This is a genomic window from Vibrio sp. JCM 18905, from assembly GCF_055393305.1.
The window spans coordinates 541,839-567,504 of the sequence record NZ_AP043878.1 but is presented as its reverse complement, the minus strand read 5'-3'; the positions used below and the strand labels follow the sequence as shown (position 1 = coordinate 567,504).

The following is a 25,666-nucleotide window of genomic DNA, read 5'->3' as shown; positions in this document are numbered from 1 at the left end:
CGAAAATCAGTAAAATAAACAAATCTGACCAGTATATTTAGGGGTAAAACTAACAGTATGTTGACAATAAATAAATTTAACTTAATAAATATTTATTGGTGAATTTATTAATGGTTCATGTCGTGAATGTGGTGGTTATTTTACGTGTAAATTAAACTCAGAGCCTCTATTTTTATTTTTGCGGTATTACTTCTCTATTTTTATTGTGCTGACTGTTCCCTAACAAATAGAGGGAAATCCAGCGATAAAGTGTCCGTGATGGAAACTCTGAGTCATTTGTATTTCCATTGCATCCCAACGTTGGTAGTTCGAATCAGCAAGAGAACTATCGTTTAAACCCACATGACACACTCCTCTCGGTCTTACCTGTGTTATGTGGGTATTTTTTATTTAACTTGTCACTTAACCCTTCTTTAAATTCAATAATAAAAAATGACCATGATGAAATTTAAATGGATTGCATGTTGAATAAGTTTAGATTTTACTGGTTTGCTGATATTTAAAAGTTTTGTTTATAATACTTATAACTTGAAATTTTGTATTTCAATTATTGTTCATCTATATTTAAATATAAATTAGACTCATGTATATGAAAACAAAATGGCCACGAAATATCGTGGCCATTTTTAATCATCAACGTATTTATGATGATTAAGAATTTAACCTATAAGAAAGTCTTATTAAAAGCGAAACTCTTCTAAGTTATTGCTGCTTTCCAACATTTTTTCAGCAACATAACGATGCGTGGCTGTGGTTGGGTGAGTCACATCCCAGAACACAAACTTATCTGCGCCAGATGCCGCACACTCAGAGCGTAATGAATGGGTGTACATGTAATCCACAGAAGATGAGCGGTTGATGTCCAGACAAGGATCACTTGCATTCACGAACCCGTGTTCTTCTGGTGCCGAGGTTAACGTCTCAAACAGCGCGTGCGTATCAAACAATGAAATGTTGTAACCTTGAGCTTTATAGTACATCGCTTGTGCTTTGATGAACTCGTTCATTTTCAATACTTTCGCGCGAATCGTTTCAATTTCTTCCTGCGTTGAGTATTTGAACTGTGGTGCTTTGGTTGCGTCTGGCAGAGTCATCAACATGAAGTTCTTCGCGCCCGCGTCTGTTAGACGAATCAGAGCTTCAGCGTAATCCGCTTTTACTTCCGGCACGCTACGGTTGTAGTTCATGAAATCATTTAAACCAAACTCCAACGTAAACAATGTGTTCGCTGGGTTGTAGTTTTTCGCCAGTTTTGTGTAGGTCAAGTAAGAAGAAACTTGTTCGCCGACACCTGTTAGCGCAATGTATTGGTTCTCACCTGCTGCGCCGCCAACTGCCCAGTTATAAAGCGGTAAGTTTTTGGCTTTAGCAACGTATTCCGTCCAAACAAAACCGTTCGAGAAGTGACCTAAGAACCAGCTGTTTGGGTTAGGGAAGCGCCATTGGGAAGCGTTAAAGATGTTGCCTGTATCAGATAAGCTGTCGCCCAAAGCCACTACTTTGTTGATTTGATCTGGTTGCATTGCAGCATCATTGCTCCAGATCGTGTGGTTATAAGAATAGCGATTGTCAGCAGCAAAAAACGTAATGTCTGCGTTCTCGTTCGCCAGATCTAGTGTTTCTTCACAGCGCTGGCGAATCACGTTTTGTGAAGTGTTGGTGTAGAACATGTTTTTAAATGAAACAGAGCTCCACCAATAACCGTCGATAGTGAAGTCACTACCATCTTGGTTTTTCGCCCATTTCCAGTCGGTAGCCGCATCATCCTTAGAGTGGCTCGTACGATACCAGCAGCGAACGTAAGTATAGGTTTGATTTTCTTGCGTGCTGACCACTTCAGACGCAGAAACCATTTCTGGTGATAATGTTGGCTCCTCTGCAACGGCAGAGGCAAGCGGAAGTAATGCAGTTAATAGTGTGATTGTTTTTTTCATCATTCACTCTTCTTGTAATGGTTATGGTTCCGAATACGTGAATACGCTCGGCTATAACAGTATTTAGATGAGAATTTTTCTCACTAAACCTTCTAATTCTGAGTAAATACTCAAGACAGTCAACAACTAAATATTCAATATTTCAGTTTTGGCACCACAGTCAAAAAATCCATTCAGCATAGCAATCGATTAAATGTGTATTATTTAGAATAATTACTCACTAACATTAATTTAACATGCACTTTTTGTTAATTAAGTGATTGCTTTATAAGGTTTTGTTCATGCTTTTTGATGTTAACTAAAAATGTTTATTGAATGATCTTTTGTACAAAGTTGTATATTAATGAAACAAATTGTTTGGCATTTTTGGCCTATAAACTATAGCTGAAGCTCTCATGCGAACATCATGGTGATGACTTTTCATGAGAATATAGTGAATAAAAATTAGCTCAAATAAGGAATAGGGCAAATGCACTACACAACAAGTAAAAAACAAGGCTTATTTTCGTTGTCTGCCGTAGCGATAGCACTGACCACTTCTATGTCAGCGTTTGCGGCTCCACCAATGGGATTTGATGAATCTAAGTTACCGACGAAGTACATCGTCAAATTCAAAGAAGATGCCGTCAGCCGATCTTCAATGGGTGGTAACTCATTTTGGGGACCACGAATCGCGCAGGAGTCTGTTTTACAACAGGTGAAGGCACGTAAGGTGGAAAAACTAGGTAATCGCGCCATTTACAGCGTTGAGTTGGATGGTGATGACTTAGAACCACTTCGTAATCGCAGTGATGTGGAATATGTCGAAGTCGATCCGCCTCGCTATTTGCTCAGCGAAACTACCCCGTGGGGTTATGAAGCGGTTAATGCTCAACAGTTAGACGACTTCAATGCTGGTAATCGCACTGTATGTATTATCGATTCAGGGTACGACATCTCGCACAACGACCTAAGCGGTAACCGTGTTGCAGGTACCAACGATAGTGGTACAGGATCATGGAGCGATCCGGGTAACAATAACGCCCACGGTACTCACGTTGCAGGTACTATCGCAGCGATTGCCAACACCGAAGGTGTGAAGGGTGTGATGCCAAACCAGAATGTGAATTTGCACATCGTGAAAGTATTTAACGAATCAGGTTGGGGCTACTCATCTGGACTTGTTAAAGCGATCCAAACGTGTGCAGATAATGGTGCCAACGTTGTGAACATGAGTCTTGGTGGTAGTCAATCAAGCCGAACTGAGCAAAATGCACTGCAAAACATTTACGATCAAGGCGTTCTGCTAATCGCCGCAGCTGGTAATGACGGTAACACCGCACACAGCTACCCAGCTTCTTACGATTCAGTTATGTCTGTTGCTGCTGTCGATAACCAAAATGATCATGCGGCGTTCTCGCAATCCACTGATCAAGTTGAGATCTCTGGCCCAGGTGTGGCGATCTTATCAACGGTTACGGTAGGCGAAGGTAAACTTTCTGATATTACCTTGAATGGCGTAAGCCAATTTGATCGCGGCATTGTCCCTCACAATCGTTTGATCAATAACGGTTCTTCGTATGTTCCGGATCCAATCGCTGGTTCAGTAACAGCAATGCTAGATAGCTGTGATGTATCTGGCGGTAACTTTAACTGTGGTGATATGTCGGGCAAAATTTGTTTGACTGAGCGTATTGGCAACCAGTCTTCAGGTAACTACCCAGAAGTGGATGCAGTTCAGGCTTGTTACAATGCGGGTGCGCGAGCTGCAATCGTATACAGCAACTCTGAACTACCTGGTTTACAAAACCCATTCTTGGTAGACACAAACAACGCTTATCGTATGGTTTCGGTAACGGTTGATCGTGCATTTGGTCAAGAGCTGTTGGGGTATGTTGGTCAAGAAATTACGGTTTCAACCACCTCTGGTGAAGATTACGAGTACTACAATGGTACATCGATGGCAACACCTCATGTAACTGGCGTAGCAGGCTTGGTGTGGAGTTACCACCCAACGTGTACAGCAGCGCAAGTACGTAATGCCCTAGTTCAAACGGCAACAGACATTGATGTCGCTGGACGAGACAACCGCACAGGTCACGGCCTAGTGAATGCGGAAGCGGCGAAACTGTTCTTGGATGCGGGCTGTAACGGTCCTGACGGTGGCGGTAGCTCTTCGGACTCTAGCTTCTCAAACACCAGCCCTGTTGCGATTCCTGACAACAAATCTTCTGGCGCAATCAGCGCAGTAGATGTCGATCGCTCTGGTGATTCAGGTACAGTAAGTATTGACGTTGATATTAGCCACACTTACATCGGTGACCTACGAGTGACGCTAACTTCACCGACTGGTGGAGAAGTCGTGCTTCACGATAATACTGGCGGCAGCGCTAACGATATCAAAGCCACTTTCCAAGCGGATTTCTCTGGTTTTGAATCACAAGGTTCTTGGGAACTAAAAGCGGTAGACAGTGCCAGAAGAGACACAGGCACAATCAACAGTTGGACTCTGACTTTTCAATAAGGAGTGGCTATGAAGAAGTTGACCTTACTTTCTTTGTCTGCGGTGAGTGCTACCGCACTATTGGCAATCGGACTAAGCTCGGCCAGCTTGGCGAACAATCAAGGATTTCCGCTCGTGGATGAACGTTCTGAACAAGCAGAGCAACAACCTACGCGTTACTTTGTTAAGTATCACAAAGGGAAAGAGAGCGAAGTGAGAGCGCTTCTTCGTCAACATAACCTTAAAGTGGTTGATGCGTTGGTGAAGCAACAGGTACTGGTGGTGAGCGGCGAACAAGCGGACGTCGATAAGCTATCTGGTAACGAATCCGTTGAATACACCGAGCAAGAACCAACGAGAAAGTTGTTGTCTCAATAAGATAGCCTCAATATGAAAAACGCCCCTCACGTGAGGGGCGTTTTGTTTGAGTGCTTTTCCTGCTAGAGCCTTTGAGAGATGAATGCCGACGAGCCTAATTCTGCATTCATAAGAATAAAAGATTAGCGCACAATCAGGCCAAGTAGGATACCTACAATGCCGAAGTCAGCATCACTGAATGTTGTGTTTGCAAAGCCAAGATCACCCAGTACTGGCATTAGGAAGACAGGTAGGAAAGTAATCAGTAGACCTTGTGCAAACGCACCTAGAATTGCGCCGCGACGACCACCTGTTGCGTTACCAAATACACCCGCAGCCGCACCCACAAAGAAGTGTGGAACTACACCAGGGATAATCACAGTAAGCCCCATCACGTACAGCAGGAACATGCCCACAAGACCCGCTGCAAAGCTCGATAGGAAGCCCACCAATACCGCATTTGGTGCGTATGGGAACACAACCGGACAATCCAGTGCAGGTTTTGCGTTTGGAACCAGTTTGTCTGAGATGCCTTTAAATGCAGGAACGATTTCTGCGATAACCATACGTACACCTTGCAGGATAACGTACACACCACCTGCAAATGTGATGGATTGCATTAGCGCAAACATAGACCAATGTTTACCGCCACTGACTTCACGGACAAAATCACCGCCAGCGAATAAACACGTCACCACAAAGATGATGCCCATTGTGAACGAGATAGCCACTGGCGTATCGCGTAAGAACAACAAGCTCTTAGGGACATTCATCTCTTCTGTTGAGTGCTCTTTGTTACCAAACTTGCTGCCAATGAAACCAGCTAGGACGTAAGAAAGCGTTGAGAAGTGACCAATCGCAACGTCGTCAGAACCTGTAACTTGCTTCATGTACTTGTGAGCGATCGCAGGGAAGAACACCATTACAGAACCCACAACCATAGAGCCAAGCGCGATCAGTGGAACACCTTTCATGCCGCTAGATGCCAGAATCGCTGCTACCATCATCGACATAAATAGTGTGTGGTGACCGGTTAGGAAGATGAATTTCCATGGCGTGAAGCGAGCGATCAAGATGTTCACTAACATACCGAAGAACATGATCATCGCCATCTCTTTACCAAACGCTTCTTGCGCGATAGAGACGATAGCTTCGTTGTTTGGAACCACGCCTGTAATGCCGAAAGCGTGTTGGAAAATGGTCGCGAAGTCGCCTAGCGAGCTCACAACTAAGCCTGCACCTGCGCCAAGCACGATGAAACCAAGAATGGTTTTTACCGTGCCTTTAATGCACTCGGTGACCGGTTTTTTCTGGGCAATTAAGCCGATTAGGGCGATGAGACCGACCAGAACTGCTGGCTCTGATAGGACATCGTTCATTAAGAAACTGAAGAATTCCATAACGCCACCTTATAGAGCGCCAAGCTCTTGAAGTGCCACAGATAAACGCTCTTTCATTGCGACTTTGTCGACCATGTTATCAAGCGCTACGATACGTTGTTCAACGCCAAGTGCTTCCAACTGTTCTGCAATGTCTTTTGTGCCGATGAAAATGTCGCAACTTGTGCCTTTTGCTGAGCCAAGATCGATGTGATCTACAGCGGCATCGACGTTCAATTCTTTTACGATGCTTTTGATGCTCATTTCCATCATTAGGCTAGTACCAAGACCGTGACCGCAAACAACCATAATTTTCATAATTCAGACCTTTTCTTTTTTATAGGGGGTATACCCATTTGTGAATGGGGTATGTCAGGAGTAAAACTTAGTATTTGTCGATGATCGCAAGAACATCTTCTTTGCTTTGAGCGTTGCAGATGGCCTCTACATGCTCTTCATTCATAAACAATTCCGCCAGTTTCGAAATCGCATCAACGTGGCTATTACTGTCCGTTGCCGCTAGCGTGACCAGCATTTTTACTGGGTCATTTTCTTCAGAGTTAAAGTTGACGCCGTTTTGGATCACCGTGATCGCCAATGACAAGCGGTTAACGCCATCTTCAGGGCGAGCGTGTGGCATCGCCATGCCCGGCCCTACCACGTAGTAAGGACCAAGCTCTTCGTGCGAGCGGTAAATTGCCTCAACGTAACTTGGTTCTATCGCGCCATTTTCAATCAAAGCTTCACAAGATTTGCTGATCGCATCTTTCCAGTCGGTTGCGTCAGAATGGATGCGAATGACATCAGAGGTAATCAGTTCACGTAGCATTGGAATGTTTCCGATTTGTTGTTTTGTTGCTGCGTACTTTATCGATCAATTCGCCAGAAAAACCTGAGAGTGATCACAAATGGTAGCGCTATCTGATAGCGCTACCATTAATTGTGATAGCGCTATCATTTTTATCAGGCATCGAAGTTTCATGTGCTGGTGTTCGAGTTCTAATGCGCTAATATCAAAACCATTAAAGCGCTGTGATAAGATGTCGCGGCAGAAAATAGAGAACACTAAATAAGAACAATGAGCGAACCTCGCAAACGAAGAAGTACTGGCAATGTCACCTTGGCGGACGTCGCTAAAAAAGCCGGCGTAGGCACCATGACGGTGTCGAGAGCATTACGAACGCCCGAGCTAGTATCTGACAAGCTGAGAGAAAAGATTCAACAAGTGGTTGATGAGCTCGGCTATATCCCGAATAAAGCGGCAGGGGCTTTGGCGTCTGCTGAAAGTTACTCCATCGCTCTAATCATTCCGTCACTGTTTGAAAAAGCATGCGCGCATTTCTTACCAAGGTTCCAACAGGCGTTAAACAAAGCGGGTTATCAATTATTACTGGGTTACAGCGACTACTCGATTGAGCAAGAAGAAAAGTTGCTTTCGACCTTTTTAGAGAGCCGTCCTGCGGGCGTCGTACTGTTTGGAAGTGAGCATAGTCAGCGAACGCATCAACTGTTAGAGGCGTCAAATACGCCAGTGTTAGAGATTGCCGAACTGAGCTCAAAGGCCAGTTATCTCAACATTGGCGTGGATCACTTCGAAGTGGGTAAGGCCTGTACCAGACACCTGATTGAACAAGGTTTTAAGAACGTTGGTTTTATTGGGGCGCGCGGGAATCACTCGACGTTGCAACGCCAGTTACACGGTTGGCAAAGTGCGATGATTGAAAACTATCTCACTCCAGATCATTTTCTGACGACTCATGAAGCGCCATCTTCACAATTGGGTGCGGAAGGATTGGCGAAGTTATTGCTGCGCGATTCGAGCTTGAATGCTTTGGTGTGTAGCCATGAGGAGATAGCAATTGGCGCGCTCTTTGAGTGCCATCGCCGCGTGCTCAAAGTCCCGACCGACATTGCCATTATTTGCCTTGAAGGCTCTTCTATGGGGGAGCACGCTTACCCAAGTTTGACATCGGCAGAATTTGATTACGAGCGCATGGGCACCAAGGCGGCAGAAAAACTGTTGCATGCCATCAAAGGTGAGCCAGAAGAACGGCCAACCAGTATGGGCTTTAAGCTAAAGCGTCGAGCAAGTACTGCGATTAACTGACACTTCCTCTTTCCATAAATGTAAAAAGCCTCTCAATATGGAGAGGCTTTTTACATTCTGAATTCGCGAGCGAAAACTACGGACGTTCGCCCGCGGCTAGGCGTTGTTCGATATCTACGATCACCTCTGGCAGATCGGAGATGGTGTCGATTAAGTAGTGAGGTGCACTCTTGATAAACTTCGCGCGTGCTTTTTCACGAGCTTTCTCTAAGGTTGCTTCGTCTGCAGCTTGGTATTCTTCAAATGTCAGACCCGCTTCGTTACCAGAAAGCAGCAGACCTACCGTCCACATGCCCGCATTGTGACCTTCAAAGATGCCTGGTGCTGAGTCGTCCACTTTGACGCATGCTTTAACGTCGGTTACACCAAGCTCAATCACGTTTTTCAGTGCCATAAACGGCGCAGGGCGACCACCTTGTGGCAGATCGTCTGTCGCGACAACGTAATCTGGTTGGTAGCCGTAATCCGCCGCAACCGGAATCAGTACATCCATTACTTCGCGAGGGTAACCCGAACAAGAACCGATCTTGATGCCTTTGTCTTTCAGACCGTTTACCACTTCAACTGCGTTGAGGATTGGTTCTGCGTGGTCAGCCACTTTTGCTTTTTGCAGAGGCATAAATGCCGCATAGATAGCGTCGATGTCTTCGCTGGTCATTGAGCGCCCAAACTTCTCGTTCCAACGCTTATCAACCGCAGGAATGCGACCCACAGCTTGGATGTGGTCCCACTTACCAAGCCCCATTGGTTCACGCGCCTCTTCAAGGTCGATATCGAAATCAAAGCCTTGCTTGAACGCTTCCACAAAGATGCTGGTTGGCGCGAAAGAGCCGAAATCGACGATAGTGCCAGCCCAGTCAAAGATCACTGCTTGAATTGGTGAGTTGCTCATGTTCAATCCTTTTTCTTGCTTGCCAGAGCGCTTGCCCACTCGTTGGAACCGCGCTCTGAATAAATTGGTTTTGTTGAGGTCTATTGACCCTAAAAGTAGTTAAAGTCTTTACACACTTTGGCGATGGCTTCTTCGAAGATCGCCAACGCTTCTGTTAGTTGTTCGCGGGTGATGATCAGCGGTGGGCTGAGTTGAATCACATTGCCTTGCGATACCTTGAAGCTCACACCATTGTTGAGGCATTGGTACAACACAGCTTCCGCTTCGTCATACGCGCGTGCTTTGCTTTCGTGGTCGGTGACCAACTCAATACCCCACAACATGCCAATGCCACGAACATCACCAATCACAGGGTACTTGGCTTTCATCTCTAGCAGCTTTTCACGCATGAACTGGCTGTCGGCTTTGGCTTTATCTAGCAAGCCGTCTTGCTCAATGGCTTCCATGGTTGCCAGTGCCGCAGCACAACCGATAGGGCTTTTCTCATGAGTGTAGTGACCCATGGAGATTTGCTCGGCGGTGTTGTATTTGTCTTTGGTTACCATGGCTGCGATAGGCACTAAGCCACCACCCAAACCTTTACCGATGCAGAGCATATCTGGCTCGATGTCGTAAGCTTGGTAGGTAAACCATTCACCGCTACGACCCATACCGTTAGGGATGTCGTCGATGATCAGCATGACATTGTGTTTGTCACAGATTTCACGGATACGTTTCCAGTAGGCTTTACTCGGTACTTGTACGTCGGTATTACGAACCGCTTCTGCGATAAATGCGCCCACGCCGCCTTCTTTCTCAATCACGTATTCAAGGTAGTCGGCGTAGTGCACGTCGCTGCCGTCTGCGACAGGGAAAGCACCTCGGTAAGATACGGCTGGTGGAATGCGCTCAACACCTGCCATTAGTGGTCCCATACCTTGGCGGAAACACGCTTCGCCACCTACTGAGATGGCATCCAATGATGCGCCGTGGAAGGAATCCCACAGAGACACCACCTTGTAGTTGCCCGTGATGTGGCGCGCTAGTTTAAGTGCCATGCCAACCGCAGATGTGCCACCCGGAGCAAACAACACGCGGTTCAATTCGCCGCCACAGATTTGGGTAATCTTTTCGGCACATTCAATCGCGGTCTCGTTGGTAAAACGACGTGGTGAAAATGGCAGTTTGGCAATTTGCTCTTGCACACGTTTAATCACATGCGGATGACCGTAGCCCAACTGATGGACGTTATTGCCATGGAAGTCCATGTACTTTTTGCCGGTAGCATCTTGGATGTAGATGCCTTCTACTGCTTCCAAGGTATCTAAGCACGGCGTCGACATGGCTTGATGAAGAAAGACCTCCGAATCACGCTTTAGTAATGCTTGCGTGCGTTCGTCGTACATCGATGCATTCCAATCTTGGCGCGCTGGTGTCGTGTTGACATCGCCTTCGCTGCGGAAATGGGTCGGTTTGATATTCTGAGTCATAACGCTCTCTCAATCAGAAAGTTGCTTTACGCAACTTGCCAGTACATTGCTTTTTCAATTGCACCGATTAAGCGCTCGATATCTGCTGGGTAAACTTCGCCAATGTTGCCGATACGGAAGCAATCTGCGTTCGACACCTTACCCGGATAAATCACGAAGCCTTGCTCTTTCAAACGCGTGTAGAACGCTTTGAATTGATAATCACTGTGCGTCGGAGAGTAGAAAGAAGTGATGATTGGCGAGTGAAGGTCATCACTCAGCAGTGGTTCGAAACCCAGAGAACGCATACCTGCAACCAGTGTTTTCTGGTTAGTTTGGTAGCGGTTATGACGAGCCTCAATGCCGCCTTCTTGTTCCAGCTCTAACAATGCTTGATAGAAAGCGCGAACCGTGTGCGTTGGAGACGTAAAACGCCATTTGCCGTGGTTCACTTCCATACAGTGCCACTGGTCGTAAAGATCAAGGCTCAAAGAGCGAGCCTGACCTTGGCACTTTTCTAGCTCGGTTTGTTTCGCAATCACAAAGCCAAAGCCCGGCACGCCTTGAATACATTTGTTTGCAGAGCTGATCATAAAATCGATGCCTAGCTCTGCGATATCGATAGGAATGCCACCAAAGCTCGACATAGCATCGAGAATCACCACTTTACCGTGTGCTTTTGCCGCAGAAGCAAATGCCTCAATTGGGTTAAGCATACCAGTGGTTGTCTCGCAATGAACAATCGCCACGTGCGTGATTGTAGGGTCCGATGCCAATGCAGTTTCCACCTCGTTCAAGTGTGGCTGTGATGTTTCGCCTGGGGAAACTACATGGCATGGAATATTTAGGTAATCAGCGATCTGAGCGATACGCGCACCGTAAGCACCGTTGTCGACAACTAATAATTTCCCCTCTTTGCCAATGGCGCTGCCAATCGTTGCTTCTACCGATGCGGTACCGCTGCCTTGCATTAACACGCTGGTGTAGCCGCTATGCTTTGTTGCCAGTTTTACAAGCTTAGTGCGGATCACTTCGACAATGTCTTTGTTGTATTCATCATCCCAAGTACACCAGTCTTTTAGCATGGCTTCACGTACTGTTTCAGAAGTAGATAGAGGACCTGGAGTCAGTAGTAGGTATTCGTTTTTCATCTCGATTTCCATCAGAATAATTTAATTGGTCTACACCAGAAATTGGATTCACTCTAGCAAGGATGAAAAAGGGTCGTAAATAGCCATTCAGTGAATTTCATAAAACTTTCATATCCAAAATTTCACCGATCAGTTGGTCGCCTATTTATCGATAATTTTCTCAAAACTGCCATTTTATGGTCATGAATTCGTCACAAAGGCTCAGTAGGGTGTATATCGTCAACTGGTGCAGACCAAATTAAAACTTGGCCAAATTAACTGGAGAAAATGATGAAAAACCGTTTGATGAAAGGATCGCTGGCTGCACTTGTCTCTCTGCTAGCTACGAATGCAATGGCAGCACAGGAAGTCACGGTTTACACCGCTTTCGAAACTGACATTCTTGCTAAATACAAGTCTGCGTTTGAGAAAGACAACCCAGATATCAAGATTAAGTGGGTTCGTGATTCAACAGGTATCATGACGGCGAAATTGCTGGCAGAAAAGAATAACCCTCAAGCAGAAGTGGTTTGGGGTCTGGCTGGCTCGTCAATGGCACTGCTTAAAGATGAAGGTCTTCTTAAGCCTTACACACCAAAAGGTTTGGAAGAGCTGCATGCGAACCTAAACGACCCTCAATCAAACCAAGCTTGGTTCGGTAACGATGCGTTCTTTAACGCAGTTTGTTTCAACGAAGCGGTAGCGAAACAACTTAACCTGCCTAAACCAACGTCTTGGGAAGACCTAACAAAGCCGGTTTACAAAGGTCACATTGCAATGCCGAACCCAGCGTCTTCAGGCACTGGCTACATGCAGGTTTCTGCTTGGCTACAAAACATGGGTGAAGATCAGGCATGGAACTACATGCGTGACCTAGACAAGAACATTGCACACTACACGCACTCTGGCTCTAAGCCATGTGTTCAAGCGGGCATGGGTGAAGTGGCTATCGGTATTTCGATGGCAAGCCGCGGCGCGAAGTTGAAAACACAAGGCGCGCCACTAGCGGTGATCACACCAAAAGGCATCGGTTGGGAATCAGAAGCCGTTGGTCTAGTAAAAGAGTCGGATGCAGCGAAACGTGTTGTCGACTGGTCAATCTCTAAAGCGGCAAACGAGCTTTACGTAGAAATGTACCCAGTGGTTGCACATAAAGAAGTGAAAGCTACTGTGTCTAACTTCCCTAATGTTCAAGAGAACATGGCGAAGATGGACTTTGCGCAAATGGGCAGCAAGCGTGCAGAGATTCTAGCGGCTTGGTCTGAGAAGTTTGACGCGAAATCAGAGCCAAAATCTTAATTGAATTTGCTTTGAGTTGAATACTGAAATCCACCTCGGTTGAGGTGGATTTTTTGTTTTCTCTGTTATGTCAGAGTTTGCTGCAAGTAGATTCCTAGTCTCACCTAGGTTCGCTGGAATAACGGACTTAAGAAAGTTGGGAGCTTCTATTCGTATTCACAGCATCACTCTCGAGAGCGACGGAGGAGTGAGTCGGGAATCTCTAATTACCACTTAAACAAACCTCATCGCCCTTCATCTATTTGTCATCTTCTGGCTATAAATTTGTCATTGGAACGTAACACTCCAAAACTAAAGTTGGTATATACCATTTGGAGCGTGTGTTATGTCAACTAACCAACATTACCTAAATATTGAAAATGTAGTGAAGCAATTCGGACAGTTCACTGCATTAAAGAAAATCTCGCTAGCGATTGAAAAGGGCGAGTTCGTTTGTTTTCTTGGTCCTTCTGGCTGCGGTAAAACCACTTTATTACGTGCCATTGCAGGTTTAGACTTGCCAACGTCTGGTGCGATTTTTCAAAACGGTCAAGAGACAACATTCTTGCCACCAGAGAAGCGCGATTTCGGCATCGTATTCCAATCTTACGCGCTGTTTCCGAACCTAACTGTGCAAGAGAACATTGCGGTGGGTTTGAAGAACCAAGGCATGTCGACCAAAGAAGCGTTAGAGAAAGTAGATTACTGGCTAGAAACCATTGGTCTTCCAACCTCTGGCGAGAAATTCCCTAACCAGCTTTCTGGTGGTCAACAGCAGCGTGTTGCTTTGGCTCGTGCATTGGCGTTGTCTCCGGGTCTACTGCTGCTTGATGAGCCGCTGTCAGCGCTGGATGCAAAAGTACGTGTTCACTTACGTGACGAGATTTGTAAGCTGCAACGCAAGCTGGGCATCACCACCATCATGGTTACGCACGATCAGGACGAAGCGTTGTCGATGGCGGATCGTATCGTGGTAATGAACCATGGTGTGATTGAGCAAGTTGGCACACCTCAAGAGATCTACCAACAACCAGCAACGCGCTTTGTCGCTGAGTTTGTCGGCAGCATGAACTTTATTGAAACCTCAGTCGCAACGGACTCCCAAGTACGCATTGCAGAAACCCTAATGCCAACGCCAAGCTTGACCAATCGTAAGATCCAACGTGGTGACCGCTTCGACCTTGCGGTGCGTCCTGAAAGCATCAAGTTCGTTGAAAACTACACCAACTCTTTACCTGTGCGAGTTACCGCAACCGAGTTTCTTGGGGCGTTTTTCCGCATTGATTGTGTATTGCAAAACGACAGCTCAACGAAAACCATCGTCGTGGATGTGCCTGTGGAAACGGTTCAAAAACTAAATATCAAAGCGGGCGATGTACGTTACATCCAGTTTGCTGAAGAAGGGTTGCATGGTTACGCCGTGCCCTCGGTTGATAAAGCGCTAGCAGCGTAGGTGTAAACATGGATGCGAAGACAATGACGATGAATAGCCTGACCACACAAGACAAAGCAAAATCCCTACTCGGACGAGTCAGCCGCGATAACCTAGTGTTGTTCGGTTTGCTCGCTGGTTTGTCGACCATGATGGTGCTGTTCATCTTAATGCCGCTTTGGGCAATGTTGACCAAGAGTGTGCAAAATGCCAATGGCGAATTTGTCGGATTGGCAAACTTTGCGACGTACTTTTCTTCTTCAAGCTTGTGGGTGTCGGTGGGCAACACCTTTACTTTGGGCGTGATTGTGACCTCGGTAGTGGGTGTGCTTGCGTTTGGCTATGCCTACGCGCTGACTCGTTCATGTATGCCGTTTAAAGGTTTGTTTCAAATCCTAGGTACTGCGCCAATCCTCGCGCCTTCGTTGTTGCCGGCGATCAGTTTGATCTTCCTTTTCGGTAATCAAGGCATTGCCAAAGAGATGCTATTAGGAAATTCGGTTTACGGCGTGATTGGTATCTCGATGGGTTTGATTTTCTGGACCTTCCCTCATGCATTGATGATCTTAACCACTTCGCTGCGCACTTCAGATGCTCGCTTGTATGAGGCTGCTCGCGCACTTAAAACCTCACCCATCAAAACCTTCTTTATAGTGACGTTACCTGCGGCGAAATACGGTTTGATCAGTACGCTTATCGTCGTCTTTACGCTGGTTATCACGGACTTTGGTGTGCCGAAAGTGATTGGGGGAAGCTACAACGTTCTGGCGACTGACATCTTCAAGCAAGTTGTGGGACAGCAAAACTTTGCTATGGGTGCGGTGACCAGCATTATGTTGTTATTCCCTGCGGTAATGGCGTTCGGCGCAGACCGTTGGGTACAGAAAAAACAAAAGAACTTATTCGACACTCGCTCGGTGCCATATCAGCCAGAGCCGAACAAAGCGCGCGACAGCATTTGTTTGGTTTACTGCAGCATCATTTCTATCGCAGTGTTGGCGGTTTTGGGTATGGCAGTGTATGGCTCGTTAGTGACGTTCTGGCCTTGGAACAAAGCGCTAACGTTAAACAACTACAACTTTGCTGAAATGAGCACTTACGGTTGGAGCCCATTCTTCAACTCGCTAACACTTGCAGGTTGGACGGCAGTTATTGGTACAGCCATCATCTTTGTCGGTGCTTACTGCATTGAGAAAGGGCGTGCATTTGGTCCAATTCGTCAGGTGATGCAAATGTTTAGCGTGGTGCCAATGGCGGTTCCGGGTATGGTGCTTGGCTTGGGTTACATCTTTTACTTCAATGATGCGAACAATCCTCTGAATGTGCTTTATGGCACCATGGCATTCTTGGTAATTAACACGGTAGTGCATTACTACACGGTGGGTCACATGACTGCCCTGACAGCGCTAAAGCAGTTGCCATCGGAAATTGAAGCCACGGCGGCATCGGTGAAGCTTCCTCAATACAAGTTGTTCTTTAAAGTGACATTACCTGTGTGTTTACCTGCGATTTTGGACATTGCGACTTACTTGTTTGTTAATGCATTGACCACCACTTCTGCGGTAGTATTCCTTTACTCAACCGATACGATTCCGGCTTCGGTCTCGATTCTGAATATGGACGATGCAGGTCAAACTGGCGCTGCATCGGCAATGGCTGTGATGATCATGATTGCTGCCGCAATTGCGAAGATTGTTCAGATGACTTTGGGTAAATTGTTAGAGAATCGCACACAAGCTTGGCGCAAAAGATAAGGACACTTCGTGCAATACGTAAAAATTAAAGATTCGATTGTTGAACAGATTGAAGCGGGCATGCTATCGCCGCGTCAAAAACTGCCAGCAGAGCGTAAGTTGGCGGAGTCGTTCGATACTACACGCGTCACTCTGCGTGAAGCTTTATCACTACTAGAAGCGGAAGGTCGAATCTATCGCGAAGATCGCCGAGGTTGGTTTATCTCACCTGAGCCATTGCGTTACGACCCTACCCAAACGCTAAACTTTCCGAACATGGCGAAAGCGCAAAATCGTGTGCCAAAAACAGAAGTGATAGCCGCAAAAGGCACCTTGGCTAATAAATTGGCCGCTCGTCTGTTGGACCTTCAGCCGTTTTCAGACGTATTTCGTGTCGACCGCGTTCGTTACCTAGAAGAGCGTCCGGTGGTTTATGTCACGAACTACATTCGACCAGACATATTTCCCAACTTATTGTCTTATGATTTATCAAACTCGTTAACCGACATTTATCGTGAACACTACGGTGTGACGTATCAAAAAATTCGTTACCGAATTTCGACTAGTACTTTGTTGGGTGAGGTGGCACAGGCATTGCGCGCGACGTCTGGTACGCCTGCAATGGTGGTTGAACGTATCAACTACAACCAACATGGCGAGTTGATTGACTGTGACATCGAATACTGGCGTCATGATGCCATCAGCATTGAATCTCTTGCGGAACTCAATCGTTAAGTGGATTTTCCCATCATCTAAGGCTCCATCTCGGGGCCTTTCTTTTATTCAGACAGGAACGTTGAAATGGATTTGTTGGCGATTGGTCTCGTCGTTTTCTCTGCTGTTCTTCATGCGGGCTGGAATATCCTTGGCAAAAGCAACTCTGGGTCAGGGCTCGCGTTTACGATGGCGGCAAGTTTATCTGCTTGCCTTCTGCTCACGCCCTACCTTATTTGGTATCTCTTTAACATTGGCTGGGCGACGTTGCCCAGCGTGTTTTGGGGAATGCTGTTTATCAGTGGTTTATCTCAAATCGTCTATTTGGTTGGTTTGATCGTGGCCTACAAGCACGCCGATGTGGGAGTTATTTATCCGATTGCGAGAGCACTTCCTGTAATGATGGTGGGCGCACTCACCGTCGTCTTAGGTTATGAGTTGAATGCTCAGCAGTGGTTGGGTTTCCTGCTTATTACTTTAGGTTGTGTCCTAGTTCCAGTGACCAGTTTTCGTCAAATTACTCTTGGGGAGTACCTGAATGTTGGTGTGTTTTGGGCGTTGATTGCAGCGTTTGGCACGACGGGTTATTCCATTGTGGACAAGCAAGCACTGAATCTGCTAACTCAACAAACATCGACCATTCTTAACGACCACTATAGCGCGATCTTTTATCTAGGCGTGCAGTTTTGGGTTATGGGAGTACCGGTTTTATTGTGGTGTATTGTTTCGGGGAGTCAGCAAGAACTACAAACCGCTTGGATGATTCGCAAAAGTGCGAGCATGGCAGGCATCATGATGGCATCAACCTACGGCTTGGTGCTGTTTGCGATGACTATGACTGATAACGTCAGCCTTGTTGTGGCTTTGCGACAAATCAGCATTGTATTTGGTTTATTAATGGGCGTGTGGTTGTTGGCTGAAAAATGGTATTTCACGCGAGGCGTCGGGGTGCTGTTGATCCTGAGCGGAATCATTCTGTCATTGAGCCCTGCTTGAGGTATAAGGCACCGATGTCGATTCGGTGCCTTGGAACAGCTAAATTTTTAAAATCGCAATTGCGCACCAAACATCACACCGCCAGAATCAAAATCGCTATTCTTGGCGTAGTTGTACTCTAAGTTCAAACCAAAGTGTTTATAGGCCCAAGCGACACCAGCAGCGGCTTCTCCGCCAAGACTAGACTCGTCATATTCTTTATTCTGACCATTGTTTTTAAGCGTGTAACTTAACGTGTAGTAAGTGATACCACCTTTCCCGTAAAGCTCAAAGCCAGCTCCCAGAGGGTAACTTGCGTAACCGCTGAGTCGAGGCCCGCCATAACTGACATCGGTGATTTCTGTTAAGGGACTGATAAGTACGGAGCCAATGCCGTTAAATGCGCCCTTATAGCCGGCTTCAATACCAAAGTTGTGATCGAACATGTAACGGTAATATACATCACCAAGGAACATGTCACCTTCATCATGGCTATTGTTCACATCGTAACTAACATTACCGTAGCCTAAATTTGCTCCAACAACATGTTGGGTTGGTTGTGCATGAGCCGTTAAGGAAAGTGCGGACAGTAAGCATGCAACGGCGTACTTGTAAGACATATAAACTCCGAATCATAAAATGAAAAACAAAGCGTCATGTGCTGCGTTGGGTTAACGTAGCCTTGTTATGAACTCCGCTTTGGTATTGTCTAACCATTCGTAACGACGTCGATACATCGAACGCTTAGAACGCGACATGCCTTCGATATCACGACGCGGGGCATTCACATCGAGTGAGTAGAAATGACGGTTGTATTCGGTGCCGCCCAACTCTTGCCAGAGTGCATCGTAATCCGTTTTTATTCGTCCTTTACTGTAGCGTCGTGCAGCATAAGTATGGGATTGTGTTTTTACCGCTAGAATCGTATTCACTTCCCAAATTTGCGCGAGTAAAGTGAGCAAACTCACCATCAAGCTTTTTGGTCTTTGCCCGTAAAGTTTACGAGTTAACTTTTTAATTTTCGCGTTGTTCTCTTCACTGCTGCGTGGCCCTTGCAAGCCGCCAATCATAATGCTGCGTCCAGATTCGATGTGACCTAGCGTAAAAGAGAGCGTGTAGAAGTTGCCATCTTCAGCGCTGTGTAGCACTAGGCTCATGTCGCCTTCTTTTTGATAACGTGCTTCGTATACTAATCTCACCGAGTACAGTATTTCGTCAATTTCAAAAGAGGCTAATGTTAGGCCTTTCGAGTCTGTGTAGATTTCTTCGATTGTTTGTTTAGAAAACAGTTCTGAAATCGTTTTGTAGTGATCAACCACCAAGTTGGAGCGATCAAAGGCGGAGTTATTCTTGATGATGTAGGGACGAAACGGTTTTTCTAAAAATCGGTGCGTACGTGCACAAAGCATCTCTAGCAATGACGATTCAATATTATCTGACAGGTGCTTAAACGCTCGTTTGTAGTAAAGTGCACGCAAGATGAACTTAGCTCTGTAGGTCCAAATTGGCTTATAGACATCAGCATAATCATCTGAGTAAATTGATTTGCTATGGTAAAAAATGGATTTGTTCGCGGTCATTTTCACTCCAGATTAACGTGTGCTCAACAGCCACAATTAAGAACCGACGGACGAGCAGCGAAGAACCCGAAAAAGGGGGAAATGCAAAGCACTACTAAAAGGGGAGGTTTTGCTGTGCCCGACGTTTATATAAGGTTTTGAACACTGTTCTTTTGTTGAGATTCTAAGAGAAAATTGACCTTAGGTATTGTATGGGTTGGTAAGGAAATGTCAGTTTGGAAGCCACTTTGAACGTTGTGATTACGAGGTAGAAAAATGCTCGTGTTGGCAGAGTATGATGCCGTGTTGCTAAGTTAAAGTGAAATGAGTTGAACAAGAATTGAACGTTATTTGAAATTATTTTGACGTGTTTCTGGTCTTTATACGTACCTTATAAATATCGAGCCAATTTAGGCCCGATATAAAGGTAAGTAAGGAGAGGTTTATGAAACGCTTAATGACTTTAGCAAGTATGATTGCTCTGACTGCTGCACCTTCTGTTGTTTTTGCTGGTGGCTATCAGTGGACAAACGATACCGAAACGATCCATGGTGATGTTATGGATAGCAAACAAGCGGCTTATGAAATGGGTCGTGACATGATTCAGAACTATCAAAGCAAATCACCAGGTCAGCTTCGTGACGAGTTTACAAGCCTTACAGAGTATGTTGATCGCCAGTCGTTTTCTATCACCGACTCAAAAGTCATGGTGAATGAGTTCTTGCAAAGTGACGGGCAAGTTGTATACCAGCCTATTCTCAATGTTCAATACGAGTACCGCATGCGTGAAACCGGTAAATACTAACCAGTAAGACGGTCTCGATTTTCCGATAATTTATATCCTTGCTGTTTGTTTTGGGGAGCGCTGCTCCCCTTTTTTGTATTCATTGATAGCGGAAACTTCCACTCTCTCAGCGCAACATTTGCTATCGCTCAGCGTTAGATATTCTTGCTCGTTGATTGTGCTCATCGTTTGTAAAGTGTTTACAGAAACGATGCAACGCACTAACAAGGATATCCGATGACACACAGTTCATACTGGTTCAAACAGGCCATTGAAGCTGAACAGCCAGAAACGCCGCAACCATTACATCAAAATATTGATACCGATATTGCTATTGTCGGTGGTGGCTACACCGGACTTTGGACAGCGATTATGATTAAGCAGCAATCTCCTGAAAAACAGGTGGTTGTTATCGAAAAGGGCTTGTGTGGCAGTGGGGCATCTGGCGCGAATGGCGGCTGTATGCTGACATGGTCTACCAAGTTCCCGACGTTGAAACGGTTATTCGGTGAAGAACATGCTGTTTGGTTGGTAAAAGAGTCGGAACAAGCGGTGTTGGAGATTGACGACTTTTGTCAGCAATACAATATCGATGCGCAATTATCGTTAAAAGGGGTTTATTACACCGCAACCAATCAGGCTCAGAAAGGTGGCATGCAGCCAGTTGTCGACGAGTTACAACGGCTAGAGGTGAACAGTTGGCGTCGTTGCTCGGTGGAGGAACTGCTTGCCAATACGGGTTCACCTCGCCATATTGAAGGCTATCACTCTCTGGTTGCTGCTAACGTGCAACCCGCCTTACTTGCGCGAGGGTTACGCCGTATTGCTATTGATCTGGGTGTAGAAGTTTATGAGAACACGCCAATGACGCGTCTAGATTATGGAAAACCTGCCACCGTCTGTACACCTAAAGGAAACATTCAAGCGCAGCAGGTGGTGTTGGCTTTAAACGCCTGGATGGTGGAGCAGTTTAAGCAATTCAAAAGCAGTATTGTGGTGGTGTCTTCGGATATGGTTATTACCAAACCGCTTGGTGATACGTTGTCTCAATCTGGTTGGCAAGCAGGTTCGAGTGTGTTGGACTCACGCATCTTCGTACATTATTACCGAGATACGCCAGATGGCCGTTTGATGCTAGGTAAAGGCGGTAATCAGTTCTCTTTCAACAACCAAGTTGACGCGATGTTTAACAAGCCGACGCGTTATCAAACGCTACTAAAAAAATCATTCGACAACCTTTTTCCTCGCTTAAAAGGGGCTGAATTTGAGTACTCTTGGACTGGCGGTTCGGATCGTTCCGCAACTGGGTTTCCTTTTTTTGGCCAATTGGATGAGCAAAGTAATGTCTTTTACGGGTTTGGTTATTCAGGTAACGGCGTTGCCCAAACTCGAATGGGTGGAAAAATTTTATCGTCGTTGGTGTTAGGGCTAGATAACGAATGGACGCGAAGTGGTTTAGCGCAAGGACCGCTTGGGTATTTTCCACCAGAACCAATACGTTGGCTGGGAGCAATGATGGTACGAAATGCTGTTCGCCGAAAAGAGGAAGCGGAAGATAATGAGAAACATCCGTTTGTTTGGGATAAATGGCTAGCGAAACTCGCAGGACCAGCAGGCAAAGCGGATAAGCTCGACTAAACTGAAGACTTTAGCCACAAACGAGACAGTTTGCAGTGAAAGTCATTGGGGGGCGATGTAGCCTTGTGTTAGCCTCTGTCTTTCAAGCTCAGATTTAAAAGGTGAGTAATATAATGAAAGTATTCAGCAACTTCGATAGCGGCAGCATTCACGTAGTGAAAGCGGACGACAAAAATGACATCCAACTTAAAATCCCTAATGACAATATGTCGGAATTCTACCAGTGGTTCCATTTCCGTCTAGAAACCGAAGCCGAGCAGTCGCACACGATCAAACTGCTTGATTTGGCTAAGTCGGCTTATCCAGAAGGGTGGCAAGGTTATGATGTCGTAGCGTCTTACGATCGTGAAGAATGGTTCCGTATACCAGCAGAGTTCGATGGCGACACGCTGACTTTCACTGTTATCCCTGAGCGTAGCTCAATTTACTTCGCGTACTTTGCGCCTTACACATACGATCGTCATTTAGACTTGTTACACATGGCACAAAGCGCGCACCACTGCCAACTAGAAACACTAGGCCACACATTAGACGGCAATGACATGAGCTTGCTAACGTTTGGTGAGTCGGAAGAAGGCAAAAAGAAAATCTGGATGATTGCACGCCAACATCCGGGTGAAACCATGGCTGAATGGTTCATGGAAGGCATGATCCAACGTTTACTGGATGAAAATGACACGGTTGCGCGTGCATTACTGGAAAAAGCAGTGCTTTACGTGGTACCAAACATGAACCCAGACGGTGGTATTCGCGGCCACTTGCGTACGAACGCGGTAGGCGTGAACTTGAACCGTGAATGGCAAACTCCGTCTATGGAGAAAAGTCCAGAAGTCTACCTTGTTCGTCAACGTATGCTGGAAACGGGTGTTGACATGTTTTTAGATATCCATGGTGATGAAGCAATTCCTTACAACTTCGTCGCTGGCTCAGAAGGTATTCCTTCTTACGATGAAAATCTTGCCGCTTTAGAGGCATCATTTAAGCAAGCGCTACTGACTATTACACCTGAGTTCCAAGATGAGATTGGTTATGATAAAGATGAGCCGGGTAAAGCGAATTTGACGGTAGGCTCAAACTGGGTCGCGGAGCAGTTCAAATGCCTGTCGTACACGATCGAGATGCCATTTAAAGATAACAACAATCACCCAGATCCGCTTTATGGTTGGTCACCAGAACGCAGTGTATTATTTGGGCAAGATGTCTTAGCTGCAACGCTTACCGTGGCGGATAAAATCTAGTTCGATAAGTTCACGTCTGTTCATTATTTCGAAAACAGCTCATTTTAAATGAGCTGTTTTTTTATGCCTTCGATATCTATTCTCTCCTGTAAAAATTTGTTGCCATTCACAGGCTTAAATGTCGATTCTTAAATTTGAGAAAGCGGGTTTTTATGGTGATTTGCGTCACAGAAAACTGGCTATTTTGTGATATTCTCCGCAACGAATTGACTATGGCTAAACCAACGCAACGAGACTTTATTTCTCGGTTGGGTATGCGGATGAAGCTCATGAATAGATGGTCTTGAGGTTATCTTTCTCCGTTTTACGTCATTGGCGTTTGAATATCATTTTTTGATTCTTTCCTACGCTATTTAGCTATTTCTGTTCGAAGAAAAGAGAAAGTTACGGCTTCATATTTTACGGCAGTATGCTGCCTCGATGTGTTGCTTTGTGTACAAGAAAAAGGAAAAGAATAATGAAAAAAATCGCTATAGCAGTGGCTACTGTACTTGCTGGTGGTGTGATCTCAAACGTTGCACTTGCTGACACTTACATGGGCGGTAAAGTAGGTTACAACTCTCTAAATGATGCGTGTTACCTAAACGAACCTTGTGACGACGACAGTTTTGCAGCATCTATGCACCTGGGCTACAGCTTCAACGAGTACGTTGCAGCAGAGTACGGTGTTGATTACCTTGGTGACTTCACTGCAAACTTCAAAAAGCCGGGCCTAAACACCGTTGACGGTGATCTTTGGGCGTTGACTCTTGCTCCTAAATTCAACCTACCGCTAACGGATTCTTGGAATCTATTCGCGAAAGTTGGTGCTGCATACATGATGGCGGGTGACGAAAAAGATTTCGTACCAACAGGCTCTCTAGGTGCTGAGTACAAAATCAACTACAACTGGAGCCTACGTGCTGAATACCAACGTTACCAAGATATGTCTGATGACGTGATTGAAGATATGGATTCAGATTTCTTCGGTATTGGTTTTAACTACAAGTTCGGCTCTGAGCCAGTAGTTCAAGAAGAAGTGGTTGAGGAAGTAGTAGAAACACGCCCTGCAACACGTATTGTTGAGCATGTTTACCCTGCTCAAACAACAGCGACAGTACAATTCGACCTAGAAAGTGCAGAAGTGAAAGATGCATCGACCCTTTCTGGTACCGTTGATCTGATGAACACTTACCCACAAGCTCAAGTTGAGATCACGGGTTACAGTGATACGACGGGTTCTGCTGCGTACAACCAGCAACTTACAGAAAAACGCGCGAAAGCCGTTGCTGACGAGTTCCAAGCAAAAGGTATTGCGGCTGAACGTATGACAGTGAAAGGCATGGGTGAAGCTAACCCAGTAGCAAGCAACGAAACACGTCAAGGTCGTCAAATGAACCGTCGTGTTGAAGTAGTTGTCCCTGCGTTTGAATACCAAACCACTGAGAAAGCAGAATAATTCCTGCTTAAGAGACAGTTCCAAAAGCCAGCGTGTATCACGCTGGCTTTTTTGATCCCGCTTAACAAACTCAGCACTTTCATCAATTTGTCATCACCAGTTCATACCATGGCTACTGAGTATTTGGGAGAGTGTTATGCAAAGTTTACCGCCGCTTAATTTGCTCCGAGCGTTTGAAGCCACGGCGCGATTACAGAGCTTCACTAAAGCCGCAGAGGAGCTAAATGTGACCCGTGCGGCCGTCAGTCAGCAGGTGAAATCGCTAGAACTGCAGTTAAATGCAACATTATTCGAGCGCAAGGGTACGCACCTTACGCTGACCAGCTCAGCAAAAGAATACTGGCCGGTGGTTAACCATGTGCTTCAAACCTTATCAACCTCGACCCATCATTTATTTACTCGCCCACAGAACAAGCAAATTACCTTACATGTCGCCCACAGTTTTTGCTCGCAATGGCTAATGCCAAGGCTGGCCGATTTTCAGCGTCAATTTCCAGATGTTTCCTTTAAGATCTCGACAACCGCGAATACGGTTCCAAACGCCAGTGCGATCGCAGATATAGAAATTATTAACGGAGATGGCGATTGGCAAGAGCAACAAGCTATTCAGCTTACCCAAGAAAACTGGATCGTTGTAGCAAGCCCCGGCTTTATTCAGTTAAATCCGATTGATGACCTCACGAAGTTGTCTCAAACACCTAAAATCTGCACCGGCGGTTATCATGAATCTTGGCAGATGTGGTTTGCGTACCAAGGTTATCAAGGCAAGGTGAGCAAAGTGATAGCAGAATTTGAACATTCATTGCTTGCTATTCAAGCTGCAACCAATCAACTTGGTATATTGCTGGTGAGAGACTTTCTTGTTGAGGATGAGCTGCAACAGGGGATATTAGTGCAAATCGGAGATTGGGGTATGCCCAGCTCCGGCGCACACTATATGATGGTTAGAGCATCAGAAAAGTCACACGTAAACACCTTTGCCCAATGGTTAATACAAAGCCTTTGATGTTTTACGGTCTATTTTTACAGCGGTACTTATTCTTGCGATTTACCTAACAAAATTGCGCGGTTTCTTATAGGGTCAAGTCAACCTTCTCTAAAAGCTTTGAGTGTATGATGATCTAGCTTTACGTTATCTGATGCGCGCT

22 protein-coding genes are annotated in these 25,666 nt (G+C 45.7%); 13 read left to right on the top strand and 9 right to left on the bottom strand.

What is annotated here, in order from left to right:
* Positions 1 to 680 precede the first annotated feature (680 nt).
* Complete coding sequence (locus ACZ5ZC_RS02415) at positions 681 to 1,937, bottom strand: type 2 secretion system lipase (protein ID WP_005395362.1); 1,257 nt, start codon at positions 1,935 to 1,937, stop codon at positions 681 to 683.
* Positions 1,938 to 2,403: 466 nt separating this feature from the next.
* On the opposite strand from ACZ5ZC_RS02415, the gene ACZ5ZC_RS02410 reads away from it, so the two are divergent.
* Positions 2,404 to 4,437, top strand: a complete 2,034-nt coding sequence (locus tag ACZ5ZC_RS02410; RefSeq protein ID WP_046873865.1) for a S8 family serine peptidase — start codon at positions 2,404 to 2,406, stop codon at positions 4,435 to 4,437.
* Positions 4,438 to 4,446: 9 nt separating this feature from the next.
* Complete coding sequence (locus tag ACZ5ZC_RS02405) at positions 4,447 to 4,794, top strand: hypothetical protein (RefSeq protein WP_005395359.1); 348 nt, start codon at positions 4,447 to 4,449, stop codon at positions 4,792 to 4,794.
* Between the two features lie 122 nt (positions 4,795 to 4,916).
* Here ACZ5ZC_RS02405 and ACZ5ZC_RS02400 read toward each other — a convergent pair whose 3' ends face one another.
* From ACZ5ZC_RS02400 to ACZ5ZC_RS02390, 3 genes are all read right to left on the bottom strand, one after another.
* Entirely contained in the window at positions 4,917 to 6,173 is a 1,257-nt protein-coding gene (locus ACZ5ZC_RS02400; protein ID WP_395207757.1) for a PTS ascorbate transporter subunit IIC, read from the bottom strand.
* 9 nt (positions 6,174 to 6,182) lie between these two features.
* Positions 6,183 to 6,470, bottom strand: coding sequence for a PTS sugar transporter subunit IIB (locus ACZ5ZC_RS02395; protein WP_005463968.1), 288 nt, complete (start codon positions 6,468 to 6,470; stop codon positions 6,183 to 6,185).
* Positions 6,471 to 6,537: 67 nt separating this feature from the next.
* Positions 6,538 to 6,981: a PTS sugar transporter subunit IIA gene (locus tag ACZ5ZC_RS02390; protein WP_005463973.1), complete on the bottom strand. Its 444-nt coding sequence runs from the start codon at positions 6,979 to 6,981 to the stop codon at positions 6,538 to 6,540.
* Positions 6,982 to 7,230: 249 nt separating this feature from the next.
* Between ACZ5ZC_RS02390 and ACZ5ZC_RS02385 the strand changes: the two genes are divergently transcribed.
* Positions 7,231 to 8,259: a LacI family DNA-binding transcriptional regulator gene (locus ACZ5ZC_RS02385; RefSeq protein WP_464931727.1), complete on the top strand. Its 1,029-nt coding sequence runs from the start codon at positions 7,231 to 7,233 to the stop codon at positions 8,257 to 8,259.
* Positions 8,260 to 8,335: 76 nt separating this feature from the next.
* On the opposite strand, the gene phnX is transcribed toward ACZ5ZC_RS02385, so the two are convergent.
* The 3 genes from phnX to phnW form a co-directional block, all read right to left on the bottom strand.
* The gene (phnX, locus tag ACZ5ZC_RS02380) at positions 8,336 to 9,151 is read right to left on the bottom strand and encodes a phosphonoacetaldehyde hydrolase (protein ID WP_047007994.1); all 816 of its coding nucleotides are present in this window, start codon (positions 9,149 to 9,151) and stop codon (positions 8,336 to 8,338) included.
* Between the two features lie 89 nt (positions 9,152 to 9,240).
* Complete coding sequence (locus tag ACZ5ZC_RS02375) at positions 9,241 to 10,620, bottom strand: aspartate aminotransferase family protein (protein ID WP_464931726.1); 1,380 nt, start codon at positions 10,618 to 10,620, stop codon at positions 9,241 to 9,243.
* Positions 10,621 to 10,646: 26 nt separating this feature from the next.
* Positions 10,647 to 11,750, bottom strand: a complete 1,104-nt coding sequence (gene phnW, locus ACZ5ZC_RS02370; RefSeq protein ID WP_054866911.1) for a 2-aminoethylphosphonate--pyruvate transaminase — start codon at positions 11,748 to 11,750, stop codon at positions 10,647 to 10,649.
* A 267-nt stretch (positions 11,751 to 12,017) separates the two neighbouring features.
* Here phnW and ACZ5ZC_RS02365 point away from each other — a divergent pair, with 267 nt between their 5' ends.
* The 5 genes from ACZ5ZC_RS02365 (at position 12,018) to ACZ5ZC_RS02345 (ending at position 17,882) form a co-directional block, all read left to right on the top strand.
* Positions 12,018 to 13,028, top strand: a complete 1,011-nt coding sequence (locus ACZ5ZC_RS02365) for a putative 2-aminoethylphosphonate ABC transporter substrate-binding protein (protein ID WP_005384363.1) — start codon at positions 12,018 to 12,020, stop codon at positions 13,026 to 13,028.
* A gap of 325 nt (positions 13,029 to 13,353) precedes the next feature.
* The gene (locus ACZ5ZC_RS02360) at positions 13,354 to 14,460 is read left to right on the top strand and encodes a putative 2-aminoethylphosphonate ABC transporter ATP-binding protein (protein WP_054866913.1); all 1,107 of its coding nucleotides are present in this window, start codon (positions 13,354 to 13,356) and stop codon (positions 14,458 to 14,460) included.
* Between the two features lie 8 nt (positions 14,461 to 14,468).
* Positions 14,469 to 16,193: a putative 2-aminoethylphosphonate ABC transporter permease subunit gene (locus ACZ5ZC_RS02355; RefSeq protein WP_464931725.1), complete on the top strand. Its 1,725-nt coding sequence runs from the start codon at positions 14,469 to 14,471 to the stop codon at positions 16,191 to 16,193.
* A 9-nt stretch (positions 16,194 to 16,202) separates the two neighbouring features.
* On the top strand, positions 16,203 to 16,907 hold the full coding sequence (phnR, locus tag ACZ5ZC_RS02350; protein WP_005395341.1) for a phosphonate utilization transcriptional regulator PhnR: 705 nt from the start codon (positions 16,203 to 16,205) through the stop codon (positions 16,905 to 16,907).
* A gap of 66 nt (positions 16,908 to 16,973) precedes the next feature.
* Complete coding sequence (locus ACZ5ZC_RS02345) at positions 16,974 to 17,882, top strand: EamA family transporter (protein ID WP_464931724.1); 909 nt, start codon at positions 16,974 to 16,976, stop codon at positions 17,880 to 17,882.
* A gap of 47 nt (positions 17,883 to 17,929) precedes the next feature.
* On the opposite strand, the gene ACZ5ZC_RS02340 is transcribed toward ACZ5ZC_RS02345, so the two are convergent.
* On the bottom strand, positions 17,930 to 18,481 hold the full coding sequence (locus ACZ5ZC_RS02340; RefSeq protein WP_047008000.1) for a porin family protein: 552 nt from the start codon (positions 18,479 to 18,481) through the stop codon (positions 17,930 to 17,932).
* 51 nt (positions 18,482 to 18,532) lie between these two features.
* Positions 18,533 to 19,441, bottom strand: coding sequence for a VirK/YbjX family protein (locus tag ACZ5ZC_RS02335; RefSeq protein ID WP_457869075.1), 909 nt, complete (start codon positions 19,439 to 19,441; stop codon positions 18,533 to 18,535).
* Positions 19,442 to 19,865: 424 nt separating this feature from the next.
* On the opposite strand from ACZ5ZC_RS02335, the gene ACZ5ZC_RS02330 reads away from it, so the two are divergent.
* The 5 genes from ACZ5ZC_RS02330 to ACZ5ZC_RS02310 all read left to right on the top strand — a co-directional run bounded on the left by ACZ5ZC_RS02330 (position 19,866) and on the right by ACZ5ZC_RS02310 (position 25,524).
* Positions 19,866 to 20,225 carry a DUF3316 domain-containing protein gene (locus tag ACZ5ZC_RS02330; protein WP_005395335.1) on the top strand — a complete coding sequence of 120 codons (360 nt, stop codon included), beginning with the start codon at positions 19,866 to 19,868 and terminating at the stop codon, positions 20,223 to 20,225.
* 216 nt (positions 20,226 to 20,441) lie between these two features.
* The gene (locus ACZ5ZC_RS02325; RefSeq protein ID WP_464931723.1) at positions 20,442 to 21,842 is read left to right on the top strand and encodes an FAD-dependent oxidoreductase; all 1,401 of its coding nucleotides are present in this window, start codon (positions 20,442 to 20,444) and stop codon (positions 21,840 to 21,842) included.
* A 113-nt stretch (positions 21,843 to 21,955) separates the two neighbouring features.
* The gene (locus ACZ5ZC_RS02320) at positions 21,956 to 23,080 is read left to right on the top strand and encodes a M14 family metallopeptidase (RefSeq protein ID WP_054866916.1); all 1,125 of its coding nucleotides are present in this window, start codon (positions 21,956 to 21,958) and stop codon (positions 23,078 to 23,080) included.
* 457 nt (positions 23,081 to 23,537) lie between these two features.
* Positions 23,538 to 24,518, top strand: coding sequence for an OmpA family protein (locus tag ACZ5ZC_RS02315; RefSeq protein ID WP_005395330.1), 981 nt, complete (start codon positions 23,538 to 23,540; stop codon positions 24,516 to 24,518).
* 136 nt (positions 24,519 to 24,654) lie between these two features.
* Entirely contained in the window at positions 24,655 to 25,524 is an 870-nt protein-coding gene (locus tag ACZ5ZC_RS02310) for a LysR substrate-binding domain-containing protein (RefSeq protein ID WP_464931722.1), read from the top strand.
* Positions 25,525 to 25,666 lie beyond the last annotated feature (142 nt).

What these genes read in the sequence shown, in the direction of transcription:
- ACZ5ZC_RS02395 (WP_005463968.1), bottom strand. Translation starts at nt 6,470, where the DNA reads ATGAAAATTATGGTTGTTTGCGGTCACGGTCTTGGTACTAGCCTAATG.
- ACZ5ZC_RS02390 (WP_005463973.1), bottom strand. Translation starts at nt 6,981, where the DNA reads ATGCTACGTGAACTGATTACCTCTGATGTCATTCGCATCCATTCTGAC.
- ACZ5ZC_RS02385 (WP_464931727.1), top strand. Translation starts at nt 7,231, where the DNA reads ATGAGCGAACCTCGCAAACGAAGAAGTACTGGCAATGTCACCTTGGCG.
- ACZ5ZC_RS02340 (WP_047008000.1), bottom strand. Translation starts at nt 18,481, where the DNA reads ATGTCTTACAAGTACGCCGTTGCATGCTTACTGTCCGCACTTTCCTTA.
- ACZ5ZC_RS02335 (WP_457869075.1), bottom strand. Translation starts at nt 19,441, where the DNA reads ATGACCGCGAACAAATCCATTTTTTACCATAGCAAATCAATTTACTCA.
- ACZ5ZC_RS02310 (WP_464931722.1), top strand. Translation starts at nt 24,655, where the DNA reads ATGCAAAGTTTACCGCCGCTTAATTTGCTCCGAGCGTTTGAAGCCACG.
- ACZ5ZC_RS02355 (WP_464931725.1), top strand. Translation starts at nt 14,469, where the DNA reads ATGGATGCGAAGACAATGACGATGAATAGCCTGACCACACAAGACAAA.
- ACZ5ZC_RS02315 (WP_005395330.1), top strand. Translation starts at nt 23,538, where the DNA reads ATGAAAAAAATCGCTATAGCAGTGGCTACTGTACTTGCTGGTGGTGTG.
- ACZ5ZC_RS02360 (WP_054866913.1), top strand. Translation starts at nt 13,354, where the DNA reads ATGTCAACTAACCAACATTACCTAAATATTGAAAATGTAGTGAAGCAA.
- ACZ5ZC_RS02405 (WP_005395359.1), top strand. Translation starts at nt 4,447, where the DNA reads ATGAAGAAGTTGACCTTACTTTCTTTGTCTGCGGTGAGTGCTACCGCA.
- ACZ5ZC_RS02345 (WP_464931724.1), top strand. Translation starts at nt 16,974, where the DNA reads ATGGATTTGTTGGCGATTGGTCTCGTCGTTTTCTCTGCTGTTCTTCAT.
- ACZ5ZC_RS02375 (WP_464931726.1), bottom strand. Translation starts at nt 10,620, where the DNA reads ATGACTCAGAATATCAAACCGACCCATTTCCGCAGCGAAGGCGATGTC.
- phnW (WP_054866911.1), bottom strand. Translation starts at nt 11,750, where the DNA reads ATGAAAAACGAATACCTACTACTGACTCCAGGTCCTCTATCTACTTCT.
- ACZ5ZC_RS02330 (WP_005395335.1), top strand. Translation starts at nt 19,866, where the DNA reads ATGAAACGCTTAATGACTTTAGCAAGTATGATTGCTCTGACTGCTGCA.
- ACZ5ZC_RS02400 (WP_395207757.1), bottom strand. Translation starts at nt 6,173, where the DNA reads ATGGAATTCTTCAGTTTCTTAATGAACGATGTCCTATCAGAGCCAGCA.
- phnX (WP_047007994.1), bottom strand. Translation starts at nt 9,151, where the DNA reads ATGAGCAACTCACCAATTCAAGCAGTGATCTTTGACTGGGCTGGCACT.
- ACZ5ZC_RS02410 (WP_046873865.1), top strand. Translation starts at nt 2,404, where the DNA reads ATGCACTACACAACAAGTAAAAAACAAGGCTTATTTTCGTTGTCTGCC.
- ACZ5ZC_RS02320 (WP_054866916.1), top strand. Translation starts at nt 21,956, where the DNA reads ATGAAAGTATTCAGCAACTTCGATAGCGGCAGCATTCACGTAGTGAAA.
- ACZ5ZC_RS02325 (WP_464931723.1), top strand. Translation starts at nt 20,442, where the DNA reads ATGACACACAGTTCATACTGGTTCAAACAGGCCATTGAAGCTGAACAG.
- ACZ5ZC_RS02365 (WP_005384363.1), top strand. Translation starts at nt 12,018, where the DNA reads ATGATGAAAAACCGTTTGATGAAAGGATCGCTGGCTGCACTTGTCTCT.
- ACZ5ZC_RS02415 (WP_005395362.1), bottom strand. Translation starts at nt 1,937, where the DNA reads ATGATGAAAAAAACAATCACACTATTAACTGCATTACTTCCGCTTGCC.